At 67.0% G+C, this 12,926-nt stretch carries 16 protein-coding genes; 5 read left to right on the forward strand and 11 right to left on the reverse strand.

Annotated features, from left to right (window positions below):
• Positions 1-137: 137 nt before the first annotated feature.
• Positions 138-956: a shikimate 5-dehydrogenase gene (locus ACQKJZ_RS14435; RefSeq protein WP_427731787.1), complete on the forward strand. Its 819-nt coding sequence runs from the start codon at positions 138-140 to the stop codon at positions 954-956.
• On the opposite strand, the gene ACQKJZ_RS14440 is transcribed toward ACQKJZ_RS14435, so the two are convergent.
• Entirely contained in the window at positions 953-1,354 is a 402-nt protein-coding gene (locus ACQKJZ_RS14440) for an EVE domain-containing protein (protein ID WP_427731789.1), read from the reverse strand. The genes ACQKJZ_RS14435 and ACQKJZ_RS14440 overlap by 4 nt on opposite strands.
• A gap of 140 nt (positions 1,355-1,494) precedes the next feature.
• Between ACQKJZ_RS14440 and ACQKJZ_RS14445 the strand changes: the two genes are divergently transcribed.
• Positions 1,495-1,875 carry a hypothetical protein gene (locus ACQKJZ_RS14445; protein WP_427731791.1) on the forward strand — a complete coding sequence of 127 codons (381 nt, stop codon included), beginning with the start codon at positions 1,495-1,497 and terminating at the stop codon, positions 1,873-1,875.
• A 93-nt stretch (positions 1,876-1,968) separates the two neighbouring features.
• On the forward strand, positions 1,969-2,247 hold the full coding sequence (locus ACQKJZ_RS14450) for a DUF3297 family protein (RefSeq protein ID WP_427731793.1): 279 nt from the start codon (positions 1,969-1,971) through the stop codon (positions 2,245-2,247).
• A 248-nt stretch (positions 2,248-2,495) separates the two neighbouring features.
• Here the strand turns inward: ACQKJZ_RS14450 and ACQKJZ_RS14455 are convergent, their stop codons facing one another.
• From ACQKJZ_RS14455 to lipB, 4 genes are all read right to left on the reverse strand, one after another.
• A complete protein-coding gene (locus ACQKJZ_RS14455; protein ID WP_427731795.1) occupies positions 2,496-4,358 on the reverse strand; it encodes an ABC-F family ATP-binding cassette domain-containing protein in 1,863 nt (620 codons plus the stop codon).
• 156 nt (positions 4,359-4,514) lie between these two features.
• Positions 4,515-5,234 carry a hypothetical protein gene (locus tag ACQKJZ_RS14460; RefSeq protein WP_312489715.1) on the reverse strand — a complete coding sequence of 240 codons (720 nt, stop codon included), beginning with the start codon at positions 5,232-5,234 and terminating at the stop codon, positions 4,515-4,517.
• Positions 5,235-5,516: 282 nt separating this feature from the next.
• Positions 5,517-5,786 carry a hypothetical protein gene (locus tag ACQKJZ_RS14465; protein WP_183952354.1) on the reverse strand — a complete coding sequence of 90 codons (270 nt, stop codon included), beginning with the start codon at positions 5,784-5,786 and terminating at the stop codon, positions 5,517-5,519.
• Positions 5,787-5,876: 90 nt separating this feature from the next.
• Positions 5,877-6,548 carry a lipoyl(octanoyl) transferase LipB gene (lipB, locus tag ACQKJZ_RS14470; RefSeq protein ID WP_427731797.1) on the reverse strand — a complete coding sequence of 224 codons (672 nt, stop codon included), beginning with the start codon at positions 6,546-6,548 and terminating at the stop codon, positions 5,877-5,879.
• Positions 6,549-6,707: 159 nt separating this feature from the next.
• Between lipB and ACQKJZ_RS14475 the strand changes: the two genes are divergently transcribed.
• Positions 6,708-7,571 carry a hypothetical protein gene (locus ACQKJZ_RS14475; RefSeq protein ID WP_427731799.1) on the forward strand — a complete coding sequence of 288 codons (864 nt, stop codon included), beginning with the start codon at positions 6,708-6,710 and terminating at the stop codon, positions 7,569-7,571.
• Positions 7,568-8,320 (forward strand): hypothetical protein, encoded by a 753-nt coding sequence (locus ACQKJZ_RS14480; RefSeq protein WP_427731801.1) that lies wholly within the window; start codon positions 7,568-7,570, stop codon positions 8,318-8,320. The genes ACQKJZ_RS14475 and ACQKJZ_RS14480 overlap by 4 nt, the downstream gene beginning before the upstream one ends.
• Here ACQKJZ_RS14480 and ACQKJZ_RS14485 read toward each other — a convergent pair.
• From ACQKJZ_RS14485 to ACQKJZ_RS14510, 6 genes are all read right to left on the reverse strand, one after another.
• Positions 8,290-8,883, reverse strand: a complete 594-nt coding sequence (locus ACQKJZ_RS14485) for a GNAT family N-acetyltransferase (RefSeq protein WP_427731803.1) — start codon at positions 8,881-8,883, stop codon at positions 8,290-8,292. The genes ACQKJZ_RS14480 and ACQKJZ_RS14485 overlap by 31 nt on opposite strands.
• A gap of 6 nt (positions 8,884-8,889) precedes the next feature.
• Positions 8,890-9,750: an oxygen-dependent coproporphyrinogen oxidase gene (gene hemF / locus ACQKJZ_RS14490; protein WP_427731805.1), complete on the reverse strand. Its 861-nt coding sequence runs from the start codon at positions 9,748-9,750 to the stop codon at positions 8,890-8,892.
• A 35-nt stretch (positions 9,751-9,785) separates the two neighbouring features.
• Positions 9,786-10,241 carry a tRNA (cytidine(34)-2'-O)-methyltransferase gene (locus tag ACQKJZ_RS14495; protein ID WP_427731807.1) on the reverse strand — a complete coding sequence of 152 codons (456 nt, stop codon included), beginning with the start codon at positions 10,239-10,241 and terminating at the stop codon, positions 9,786-9,788.
• Positions 10,241-10,777 (reverse strand): adenine phosphoribosyltransferase, encoded by a 537-nt coding sequence (locus ACQKJZ_RS14500; RefSeq protein ID WP_427731809.1) that lies wholly within the window; start codon positions 10,775-10,777, stop codon positions 10,241-10,243. The genes ACQKJZ_RS14495 and ACQKJZ_RS14500 overlap by 1 nt, the downstream gene beginning before the upstream one ends.
• Positions 10,778-11,397: 620 nt before the next feature.
• The gene (locus ACQKJZ_RS14505; protein WP_427731811.1) at positions 11,398-12,246 is read right to left on the reverse strand and encodes a cytochrome c1; all 849 of its coding nucleotides are present in this window, start codon (positions 12,244-12,246) and stop codon (positions 11,398-11,400) included.
• 26 nt (positions 12,247-12,272) lie between these two features.
• Positions 12,273-12,926, reverse strand: a 654-nt coding sequence (locus ACQKJZ_RS14510; RefSeq protein ID WP_427731813.1) for a cytochrome b, incomplete at its 5' end; no start/stop codon positions are given.

A 12,926-nucleotide genomic window follows, 5' to 3' on the forward strand; every position in this document is an offset into this window, starting at 1 on the left:
CTTCGCTCAGGCTGAACGGAGCGAGAGGAGTATGTCGCCCCGTTCCCAACCCCGTTCAGCCTGAGCGAAGTCGAAGGCCAAGGGAATCCCGCCCCCCGGGGGGTGCACCGGCCCGCCCGCATCGCTAAACCACACCAATGACCACCAAGCCCCCCATCGGCCGTGACACGCGGCTGTGCATGTCGCTGTCGGCGCGGCCCGGCAATTTCGGTTCGCGTTTCCACAACCGGCTCTATGAGCTGACCGGGCTCGACTATGTCTACAAATCGTTCAGCACCACCGACCTGGCCGGTGCGGTCGGGGGCATCCGCGCGCTGAACATCCGGGGCTGCGCCATCTCGATGCCGTTCAAGGAAGCGGTGATCCCGTTGCTCGACGGGCTGGCGGGATCGGCGGCGGCGATCGACAGCGTCAACACCATCGTCAACGATGACGGGCGGCTGACCGGCTACAACACCGACTATGCCGCCGTGGTCGAGCTGATCGCGGGAATCGATCCGGCCACGCCTTTCGTGCTGCGCGGGTCGGGCGGCATGGCCAAGGCGGTGGCGGCGGCCTTGCGCGACTCCGGCTTCACCAGCGGCACCATCGTCGCGCGCAACGCGGCGGCGGGGCAGGGTCTGGCCGCGCTTTACGGTTTCGACTGGACCGCCGAGCCGGAAGCGGGCGCGCCGCTGCTCATCAACGTCACGCCGATCGGCATGACCGGCGGCAATGCGGATCAGTCGCCCTTTCCGGAGGCGATGATCGCGGAGGCCGAGATCGCGTTCGACGTGGTGCAATATCCGCCCGAAACGCGCTTCCTGAAAACGGCGAAAGCACTGGGCAAGCGGATCATCACCGGCACCGAGGTGGCGACCATCCAGGCGCTGGAGCAGTTCGTCCTCTATACCGGCGTACGGCCCACGCCGGAGCAGGTCCGCGAGGCGGCGGCCTACGCTTATAGCCTGGGCTAAAGCCCCGCCATCGCCATCAGGGTCGCCCATTCCGCGTCCCCGACCGGAGAGACCGACAGCCGCGACTGGCGAAGCATCGGCAGGTTGGCGAGCCGCGCTTCTGCCTTCATCGCCGCCAGCGTGACGGGGCGGGGGAGCGGCCGGTCGGGCGCGATCGCGACTGAGACCCAGCGGCCGTCATCGCCATCGGCCTGGGCGGCGCGGGTGATCGTCGCGATGCCGACCGTCGCCTTGTCCTTGCCGCTATGATAGAAGAGCGCCGAGTCGCCCGGCCGCATCGCGCGCAGATGCTTGGCGGCGGCGGCGTTGCGCACACCGTCCCATTCGGTCGCGCCGTCACGGACCAGATCGTCCCAGCCATAGCTGTCGGCCTCCGATTTCAGCAGCCAATAGGCCATGGTCCGCTCTCCTCCTGAACCGCGACTAAACGCGGCATTCCAACGCCATTCAGCCCCGTCGTGGCAGGAAAGGCAACACGGACGCACAATGCGCGTTTTTGCGAACAGCGGACCGGGCGTATCAGTATTGGAGGTTCGAAATGAACGGGATGTTCAAGAAGTTGGGGCTGGGCCTGGCGCTGGGTGCGACCGCGCTGACCGCTGCGGCACCGGCCGAGGCACAGCGTTGGGGCCGTGGCGGCTGGGGTGGCGGCTATTATCACCGCGATCGTGGCGGTGACGCGGTCGCCGGCGCGGTGCTGGGCGGTATCCTGGGTCTGGGTGTCGGCGCGGCGATCGCAAGCAGCAACAACCGCCAGCGCTATCATGATCGCGGCTATTATTACGACCGTGGCTATGATCCCTATTACGCGCCGCCGGCGGTTACCTATCAGTATCGCAGCTATCAGCCGCGCTGCTGGAACGACTGGCGCTGGGACCCCTATTGGGGCCGCAACGTGCCGGTCCAGGTCTGTAACTAAGGCCCATGGCGGCGTCGGGAGCGATCCCGGCGCCGCTTTTTTCTTAGGTGCCCTGCTTGGCAGGGTGCCGGGATCGGCGGTAAGGCGCGGAGCATGACCGATACCGTTCCCGATCGCCTGTCCACCAACCCGGACAGCCCCTATTTCGACCAGGACCTGCTCTCGCGGGGCGTGGGCATCCGCTTCAAGGGCAATGAGCGCCGCGACGTCGAGGAATACTGCATTTCCGAAGGCTGGATTCGCGTCGCGCTGGGCAAGAAGGTCGACCGTCACGGCCGGCCGCTGACCCTGAAGCTGAACGGCGAGGTCGAGGCGTGGATCGAAAATCCCGCACAGGGCGACGACGCGGTCGAGGGTTCGGAAGAGGCTTGACATTGACCGCCCCGGCGAAGGCCGGGGCCCGGTCGCCGGGCGATTTCGAGGGGGCGAGGCTGTTGCCTCTCACGCACCGGCTTGCGCGCCATAGCGTTCGCAGAAACTGGACCCCCGGCCTTCGCCGGGGAACAGCCTACCTTATTGGCTATCCCCTCCCAAACCTCCGTTCAGGCTGAGCGAAGTCGAAGCCCAAGGGAATCCCTCGCCGCATTTCGACTTCGCTCAATGCGAACGGAGGGGGCGGATCACGCCGCCTCCATCGCCTCGCCCGCTTCCATCCAGCGGGTTTCCGCCTCGGCCAGCTTGTCGACCACCTCGGCGCGGCGCTTGTTCAGCTCGCCCATCGACAGCTTCGCATGGCGCGGTTCGGCGGAGGCCGGATCGTTCATCGCCTTGTCGAGCGCGTCGCGCTCACGGGTCAGCTTGGCCATTTCGTCTTCGATACCGCGCAGCGTCTTCTTCATCGCGTTGAAGCGTTCGCGCTGCTCGGCCGAGGCCTTTTTGCTCGCCGCCCGGTCCGCCTTGGACGCAGCGTCGCCCTGGCCGGCATCGCCCTTCAGGACGAAGGCGATGTAATCGTCGAGCGACCCGTCGAATTCCTTGGCGGTGCCGTTGTCGACCAGCACCAGCCGGTCCGCCGTCATCTCCAGCATGTGGCGATCATGGCTGACCAGCACGACCGTGCCCTTGTACATGTTGAGCGCCTGGACCAGCGCCTCACGCGCATCGACGTCCAAGTGGTTGGTCGGCTCGTCCAGGATCAGCATGTGCGGCGCGTCGCGGGTGATCAGCGCCAGTGCGAGCCGTGCGCGTTCGCCGCCCGACAGCTTGCCGACCTTGGTCGTCGCCTTGTCGCCCGAAAAGCCGAACCGTCCCAGCTGCGCGCGCACCGCCGCCGGGCTCGCGCCGCGCATGATGCGCGTCATATGCTCCAGGGCTGTATCGTCGGTGTCGAGCTCCTCGACCTGATACTGGGTGAAATAACCGACCCGCATCTTGCCCGACGCGTTCATGTCGCCTTCCATCGGCGTCAGCTGCGCGGCGAGCAGGCGCGCCAGCGTCGTCTTGCCGTTGCCGTTGCGGCCCAGCAGCGCGATCCGATCGTCCGGGTCGATGCGCAGGTTCAGCCGCTTCAGAATCGGCGTCTCGGCATAGCCCACGCTCGCCAGGTCCAGCGTGATCAGCGGCGGGCGCAGCTGGTCGGGATCGGGGAAGTCGAAGGACAGCGACGGATCGTTCGCCATCTCGGCGATCGGTTGCATCTTCGACAGCATCTTGGCGCGGCTCTGCGCCTGCTTGGCGGTCGAGGCGCGGGCCGAGTTGCGGGCGATATAGTCCTGCAGCTTGGCGCGCTGCGCGTCCTGATTCGCCTTGGCGGCGGCGAGCTGCGCCATCCGCTCGGCGCGCTGGCGCTCGAACGAATCGTAGCCGCCCGGATAGAGCGTCACCTTGCCGCCCTGAAGGTGAAGGATATGGTCGACGACATTGTTCAGGAAGTCGCGCTCGTGGCTGACCAGCAGGATCGTCGCGCGATAGGATTTGAGGAAATCCTCCAGCCACATCACCGCTTCGAGGTCGAGGTGGTTCGACGGTTCGTCGAGCAGCAGCACGTCGGGGGCCGAGAAGAGCAGGGCGGCGAGCGCCACGCGCATCTTCCAGCCGCCCGAATAGCTGGACAGCGGCCGGGCCTGCATCGCCTCGTCGAAGCCCAGGCCCTGAAGGATGCTGGAGGCGCGCGCGGGGGCGGTATAGGCGTCGATCGCGATCAGGCGCTCGTAAATGTCGCCCAGCTTTTCGGGATCGCTCTCGGTCTCGCTGCGCTCCATCAGTTCGGCGCGCTCGATATCGGCGGCCAGCACCGTCTCGAACGGGGTGGCGGTGCCGTCGGGGGCTTCCTGTGCGATATAGCCGAGCTTGGCGCCCTTGGGCATTTCGCACGCGCCGTCATCGGCCTCCAGCTGACCGGCGATCACGCGGACGAGCGTGGACTTGCCAGCCCCGTTGCGGCCGATCAGGCCGACGCGGCTGCCGGGGGGAAGTGCGGCGGATGCACCGTCGAGGATCGTGCGGCCGCCCAGGCGCACGGTGATGCCATTCAGATTGAGCATGGGCGCGCGCCTAGCAAATTCCGGCGCGAAAGGGGAGAGGGGCTTTCATCCTCCCCGACACGGGAAGGGGGCGTTCCACAAAGGGCGTCCCTGGCCGGAGCCCCCTCCGTCAGCGCATCCGCGCTGCCCCCCCCCCGTACCGGGGACGATTTTGGTTCAGCGTGCCGCGATGCTGGTCGCGCCGGCCGCGCTGACGGGCGGCCAGTTCTGGGCGCCGCACTTCTTGACGACCCATTCGGTCTTCTTGTTCCAGCAGATCGGATCGAGGCGCGGCATCGTCACGTTGAACCGCTGTTCGCGGCCGACATAGCGCGGAAAACGCTGCTCGCCATAGGGGACCAGGCTGTTGCGCAGTTCCTGCATCCGGTCGACCGCCACCTCGCTCAGATGGCCGCGCGGGGTGAAGACCGCCTGATGCGCGATCGATCCCGCCGTCGAACAGAAGCCGAGCTGGCCCGCGACCGACGAGAAGCTGGAATAGGTGCGCGTGCCATATTGGTCGAGCGCCATCTGGCCCTCACGCGGGGTCTTGCTGGTCCGCTTGAAATAGGCCGCCAGCGTGTCGAACGCGCCCTTCAGCTCGGAATCGTGATCCTTCAGCATCGCGTTGTAATTGACGACCGAGGACAACATCGGTTCGAACTGGCATTGCAACGCCGCGACGTTCAGCGCCGAGCGCATATTCCACAGCACGCCCGCGCGCAGCTCCGCCGGGGTCGCGCCCGGCAGGGGCTGGCCGATGCCGGGTTCGTCGCCGCGAACGGGCTTTCCCTGGAAGTTGTAGGGCTGCAGGAAGAACTGCGCCGATGCGGGTGCCGCGGCACCCATCCCCCAAAACGCCACGCCGGCCGCCAGCGCGGTACGCACCACCTTCATCTCTATGTGATCCTTCCCCCGTAGGGCTTCGAAAAGCATCGCGAACATAGCGCTTTTCGGGATGCGACCCAATGAAAATCGTCACCGATCGCGCAATCGCCGGTCGTCGCGTCGTTCCCGAAAAGTAACGAGATCAGGGCATTCAGACCCGTTCGTGTAGTCGGCCGACGTCGCCGCTTCGAACCCCCCTCGCGCAAGATCACACCAATCCACGCACCAATGAAAAGGGGCCGCCCGGTCGCCCGGACGGCCCCTTCATCGTGGGGGTGACCCCGACGATGATTACATGGCGTTCGACATGTTGGTCATCATGGTGTCGTTCGACATCATCATGTCGTTGCCCATGGTGTCGTTGGCCATCATGCCACCGTTCATGGTGCCGTCGACGGCGGTCATGTTGTCGGTGGTGGTGTCCATGCCTTCGGTCGCGTTCATGTCGGTGACCATGTTCGCGTCGGTGGTGTTCTCGGTCTTCGAGCCGCAAGCCGAAACCGCGAGCGCCGCGCCGGCGATGACCGAGCCCATCAGGACCTTGGAGATGATTGCACGCATTGGAAGCTCCCTTGATATTTAGGATTTGGAACGGCTTGCTGGCCCTAATACCCAAATCGGGGTGGACATTAATCGGATACCGCCCGGTCCTCAAGCCTCGTTTTGTCGGACCGGAGCAAGCGTGTTGAGAAAGGCCGGAAAGGTGAACGCAAGCGCCTCGTCAAAGGTTTCCAACGAGTCGACACCGTTCAGCGCAAAAAGGCTGGTGACCGGGAACTCGGGCAGGCCGCAGGGTATGATCCCGCCGAAATGGGACAGGTCGGGCGCGACGTTGATCGCGAAGCCGTGCAGCGTGACCCAGCGGCGCACCCGCACGCCGATTGCGCCGATCTTGGCCTCCGGCCCGCCATCGCGCGTCCAGATGCCGACGCGCCCGTCCGCCTGAAAGGCATGGACGCCCAGCCGGGCGAGCGCGGCGATCAGCCAGTCCTCCAGGCTATGGACGAAATGGCGCACGTCGCGCCCGCGTTTGTTCAGGTCCAGCACCAGATAGCCGGTGCGCTGGCCAGGCCCGTGATAGGTATATTTGCCGCCGCGCCCCGTCTGGAACACGGGAAAGCGCGGATCGACCAGCTCGACCGGATCGGCGCTGGTCCCCGCCGTATAGACCGGCGGATGTTCCAGCAGCCACACCAGCTCGCGCGCCTCGCCTGCCGCCACGGCGGCGGCGCGCGCCTCCATCTCGGCCAGCGCCTGATCATAGGGGGTCTGGCCGGCGCTGACGCGCCATTCGATATCGGGGATCTGCGGGGCCTGGGTCACGATGGCGGCTATCTGCGCCCTGTGCTCCGGGGATGCAAGCCGGTGCGCCGGACGGCGCGGCTGTCCTGCGCGGGCGATGGCGTTGCGGCGGACGATCGGTTAGGCGAAGAGGCGGGGGAATGATCGCGCGGCGCGATCGCTTGCGACAGGGAGGCCAGGATGACGGTCAGAATCGGATCGGTGTGGGACAGCACTCAGCAGGTGTTGGCGGGCAGGGTCGGGATGCTGGCGCCCTTCGCTGCGATCGGCTTCATCCTCCCCGCCGTGCTCCAGGCGATATTCGCGCCGCAGATGGGCATGGCTGAGGCGTCGGTGGGCGCGAGCGGCGCCAGGCTGCTGATCACGCTGACATCGGTCGTCCTGGGTATCTGGGCGCAATTGGCGATCATGGCGCTGGCCACGCATCCGGCGACGACTTCGGCCGAGGCCTCGCGCACCGCCATGCGCCGTTTCCTGCCGCTGCTGGGCGTGGCGGTGGTGATCGGCCTCGTCATCGCGCTGGCGATATTCGTGCCGCTCGTCGTGCTCGGCCTGACGGGCTTCGATTTCCAGCAGGCCGTGGCCGCGCAGGGCAATCCGGCGCTCATGCCCCCCGTGCCGCCGGCGGCCGGCCTGTTCCTGATGGTCTATGGGGTGGCCGCGCTGGTCCTGGGCTTCTGGCTGATGGCACGCCTGATGCTGACCTATGCCGTGGTCCTCAACGAGCGGCGGGGATTGGGCGCGATCCGCCGTTCGATCGCGCTGACCAGGGGGATGACGTGGCGGCTGATCGGGGTCGCGATCCTGTTCGCGATCGTGATCTTCGTGGCCGTTGCGGCCGCGCAGGGCGTCAGCGCCATCCTGTTCCGCCTGATCCTGGGCGGCGATAGCCAGGCGCTGGTGCTGGGGCTGACCACGCTGATCGGGGCGGTCGTCAGCGCGGGCTTCATGACCCTGGCCTATGTCTTCATCGCCCGGCTGTATGTCGCGACGGCGGGCGAGCAGGTGGGCGGGCCGACGACGGGCGGTCTGTCGACATCGTGATGGGACTGGATGTCGTTGCCACCCTGCGCGATGCGTGGGCGCTGTTCCGCCGCGACCGGGATCTGCTGATCCGGCTGGGCGCCCCGTTCCTGTTCTGGCCGCCGCTGGCGCTCGGTCTATTGGTGCCGCAGCCGCCATTGCCCGGTGACGCCGACACCGGAGACGCGGCCGTGCGCGCCGCGGCCTGGTTCGATTCGGTCGGTGCCTGGGCGGGGCATTATGGCGGCTGGTATTTTGTGGCCTATGCGATCGGGATGTTTGGATCGGCGGCGCTCTATGCCCTGACGCTCGGCGGCGGACGGTTCAGCGTCGGCCAGGCGCTGAAGCTGGCATTGCGGGTGGCGCCGCGCTTCCTGCTGGCGATGATCCTGGTGGCGTTGCCGACGGGCGCGGGGATGCTGCTCTATATCCTGCCGGGGATTTATGTCGCCGGACGGTTGCTGCTGGTCGGGCCAGTGCTGTTCGCCGAGCGGCGGATGCCCGCGCTGGCGGCGATCGCACGCTCGGTGGTGCTGACGCGCGGCACCGGGCTGTCGATGGCGGCGCTGGCCGCGTGCACCTATCTGGGCGGGATGATCGCGGCCCAGCCTTTCCTGCTGCTCAGTGACCGCGTCGCCGCGAATGGCGGCGGGGCGGTCGCGATCGCGCTTCTCCAGGCTGGGGCGGCGGCGGTGGGGATGGCCGCCGGGCTCGCCCAGGTGCTGGTCGCGGTGGCGGCCTATCGCCGGTTGGCGAGCCGGGGGATCTGAGGCGCGCTGTCGGCGGGCAAGATGCTCAGGTTGCGCGGATCGGGAAAGGTCTCGACCGCGCGGGACACCGCCGCGAACCCTTGCGCGCGATAGAAGTTGAGCGCGGAGGGATGATCGAGCGTGCAGGTATGCACCCAGACGCGCTCAACCTGCGCGGTCCAGGCGCGCATCAGCGCCTGCGCCATCAGCCAGCGGCCATGGCCTTGTCCGGCCAGTTCGGGGATCAGCCCGAAATAGCCGATCTCGCACGCCCCCGGCTGGCGATGATCGAGTTCGAGCATGCCGACCTCGATTCCTGTCCGGTCGACCACCGCGAACACGGTGACGGCGGGATCATGGATGATCGCCGCCAGCGCCGCGTCCGTCATCACCAGTCGCGAGAACCACAGCCACGGCGTGCCCACGCGTCGAAACAGCGTGCGGTATTTGGTGAGGTCGGGCGCCTTCCACGCGACCAGCGACAGCGGCGAGGCTGGCATCGGCCGGGGCCGGGGCCGCTCGCGCATCTCCAGCGTGGTGACGATCGTCGCGACGTCGCCCGGGTCGACGGGGATCAGCGCCATCGCCGCCTATTCCCAGGTCGCCAGCGGTGGCAGGCTCATCAGGATCGCGTCGATATTGCCGCCGGTCTTCAACCCGAACAGCGTGCCGCGATCATAGACGAGGTTGAACTCGGCATAGCGCCCGCGCCACGCCAGCATCGCCGCACGATCGGCCTCGGTGAAGGGCAGGCCCATGCGCCGGCGGACGATGCGCGGAAAGACGTCGAGGAACGCTTCGCCGACATCGCGGGTGAAGGCGAAATTGGCGGCGAAGTCGCCCTCCAGATGGTCGTAGAAGATGCCGCCGACGCCCCGGTGCACCTTGCGGTGGGGAATATAGAAATAATCGTCGGCCCAGGCCTTGAACCGGGGATAATGTTCGGGGTCATGCGCGTCGCAGGCGGCCTGCAACCGCGCATGGAAATCCGCGGTGTCCTGCGCGATCGGCAGCGGCGGGTTGAGGTCCGCGCCGCCGCCGAACCAGCGTTTCGTGGTGGTCAGGAAGCGCGTGTTCATATGGACCGCCGGCACATGCGGATTGGCCATGTGCGCGACCAGGCTGATGCCCGTGGCGACGAAGCGCGGATCGTCGCCGGCACCGTGGATCGTTTGGGCGAACGGCCCCTCGAACGTTCCGCCCACGGTCGAGACGTTGACGCCGACCTTTTCGAAGACGCGACCCCTCATCACCCCGCGCACGCCGCCGCCACCGGCCTCGCCGCTGGGGTCGGTGCGATCCCAGGCGGTATAGGTGAAGGCCGCGCCCGAGCCCGCCTCGCGTTCGATCGCCTCGAACGTGGCGCAGATGCGGTCGCGCAGGGACTCGAACCAGAGGCGGGCGGCGTCCTGCTCGGCGTCGAGCGCGATGTCGGGGGTGCGGATGGTCATGACGGGTTCGTTCTGGGCAGGGGGAGCCGGCCGGGTCAACCGGCGATTTGCGCCCACCCGGTCTGACGGCGCGCCTCGGCCATCAGGATACCCCCGGTGATCGCGACGTTGAGCGAGCGGACGCCGGCGCGCATCGGCACACGGACCCGGATGTCGGCGGCGTCGTGGACGGCGGCGGGTACGCCGGCCCCCTCGGAGCCGAGCAGGATCACGTCGTCGGCCCGGAACCGCACCTCGGGCAGCGGCAACGCCCCCAGCGTGGTCGCCAGCACGATCCTCCCGCGCATAGCGGCGCGGAACGCATCCCAATCGGCATGCCGCACCACCTCGGCGCGGTCGGCATAGTCCATCGCGGAGCGGGCCAGTGCGCGGTCCGAATAGGGAAAGCCCATCGGCTCGATCAGGTCGACCACCACCCCGAAACAGGCAGCGGTGCGGATCAGCGTGCCGACATTGCCCGCGATGTCGGGCTCATACAGCGCGAGCCGCATCAGTGACCGGGGAAGGACACCAGTGCGTCCACGGCGATGTCCTGTTCGCGCAAGGCATCGGCACCGCCGAGATCGGGCAGATCGACCAGGAACTGCGCCTGCTCGACCACGCCGCCCGCCTTGCGGATCAGCCGGACGGCGGCCCGCGCGGTGCCGCCGGTGGCGATCAGATCGTCGACCAGCAGGACGCGCGCGCCGGGGACCAGCGCGTCCTCGTGGATGGCGATCCGGTCCTGGCCGTACTCCAGCGCATAATCCTCGGCGATGGTCGCACCGGGCAGCTTGCCGTCCTTGCGGATCAAAAGGACGCCGGCCTTGAGCGGCGCGGCGAGCGCGGCGGCGAACAGGAATCCGCGCGCCTCGATACCGGCGACGAGGTCGATTTCCCCTCGCGTCGCGGCGGCCATCCGCTCGATGGTCAGCGCGAAGCCGCCGGGGTCGAGCAACAGGGTGGTGATGTCGCGGAACTGGATGCCGGGCTTGGGGAAGTCCGGGATCGTGCGGATCAGGGCTTTGAGATCGTCATTGGCGCTCATGCGCGGCCTAATGGCCCCGGAGCGTGCGAGGGTAAAGGGGGTAGGGCAGGATCGCTGGCCTTTGCTTGGTCTTTCCGTATTTGCGCTTTGGTTCGCTTGGACAGGGTCGAGGGCCATGGCGATCACCTACTTGGCGGGGAATGAGGCGCGGGACCGGGCGTAGGCTTCGACTTCGCTCAGCCCGAACGGAGGGGGAGAGAACGTGGCGGGGGTTGATGGGGGACTTCCAACCAACGCCAACGACAAAGCCCACCATACCCACCCCCGTTCAGCCTGAGCGAAGTCGAAGGCCATGGGAATCCCTCTCCCAAAAGGGATCGAGGCGTGGGTGGGAGCGTGGGCTTCGACTTCGTTCAACCTGAACGGAGGGGAGGAAGGTGGTGGCTGTTTAGAGGAGGGGCCCTCAAAAAGCGCCGATTGTAAGGCCCACCATACCGACCTCCGTTCAGCCTGAGCGCAGTCGAAGGCCACGGGAATCCCTCTCCCAAAAGCAATCAAAGCATAGGCTTCGACCTCGACCAGCCTGAACGGAAACTCGACATGCTCCCCGTCGCCAAAAAGAAGAGGGCGGCCTCCCTATCGGAAGGCCGCCCCAGGTACTCACATTGGCAAGTCCAGTCTCAATGCTTCACGTCGCGCCAGACATTCTGATAGGCGCCCCAGGCCAGGAAGCAGAAGACCAGGATGAAGACGAACGCGCCGATCCCCGCCGCGTGGCGCGATTCCAGCTTGGGCTCGGCGGTCCAGGTCAGGAAGGCGGCGACGTCCTTGGCCATCTGGTCGCGGGTGGCCAGCGTGCCGTCGGCATATTGCACCTGACCGTCCTGGGTGATGGGCGGCGGCATCGCGATGTTCAGGTTCGCGAAATAGGGATTGTAGTGCAGCCCGCTCGGCGTCTTGGCGTCGGGGAACTGGCGCAGCAGCGCGGCCGGCTGGTTGCGATAAGCGTCGGGGCCGATCAGCGAATAGACGGAATTGGTGCCGTCATGCCGCGCCTTGGTCATCAGCGACAGGTCCGGCGGCAGCGCGTTGTTGTTCGCCGCGCGCGCCGCGACTTCGTTGGCGAAGGGCGAGGGGAAGTGGTCGGCGGGCACGTTCTTGCGCGTCGTCGCCTCGCCCGTCTCAGGATTGATGCTCGGCTGTTCGATTACCCACTGGTTGGCGATCGCCTTGATCTCGGGATCGTTGTAGCCGAGGTCCTTCAGGTCGCGGAACGCGACGAGGCGCAGCGAGTGGCAGGCGGCGCAGACCTCCTTATAGACCTGGAAGCCGCGCTGCAGCTGGCGGCGGTCGAACCGGCCGAAGATACCGTCGGACGCCAGATGGGCTTCCTTGGGGTGAAGGTGGAATTCCTCCTCGGCAGTGGGGACGGGCGGCTCGGAGACGAGTCCCGAGATGCTGCCCCACAGCGCGATGGCGAGGACGAAGGTGAAGGCCGCCCCGACCAGGAATGCGATGCCACGAACCATGTTCTTTTATCCTCTCTCGGTTCGCGTCAGGCCGAGGCCGAAGGGGTGAGCGCCGACTTGGTGGGGGCCGTGCCGCCATGCTTGGCCAGCACCGCCTCGGTGATCGAGTTGGGCAGCGGCGCCGGCCGCTCCGTCCGGGCGATCCAGGGCAGGATCACCAGGAAGTGGAGGAAATAATAGGCCGCCGTCACCTGGCTGAGGATGATGAAGAAGGGCGTCGCGGGCGATCCCCCGCACCAGCCGAGCAGCAGCACATCGACCACCAGTACCCAGAAGGCGACCCGCGCCTTGGGCCGGAAATTGTTCGAGCGCACCGGCGAACTGTCCAGCCAGGGGAGGAAGAACAGCAACAGGATCGACCCGAACATCGCCAGCACGCCCCACAGCTTGGCGGGCAGGATGAAGTCGGCGGTGAAGGCGCGCAGGATCGCGTAGAAGGGCCAGAAATACCATTCGGGCACGATATGCGCCGGGGTCGAGAGCGGGTTGGCCGGGATGTAATTGTCCGGATGGCCCAGATAATTGGGGAAGAAGAACAGCAGGCTGGCGAAGACCAGCAGGAAGACGCCCAGGCCCACCGCATCCTTGGCGGTGTAATAGGGGTGGAAGGGTACCGTATCCTGCTCACCCTTCACGTCGACGCCGGTCGGGTTGTTCGACCCCGGAATGTGCAGCGCCCA

This window comes from Sphingomonas sp. NPDC019816, from assembly GCF_050274375.1.
Lineage (GTDB): Bacteria > Pseudomonadota > Alphaproteobacteria > Sphingomonadales > Sphingomonadaceae > Sphingomonas.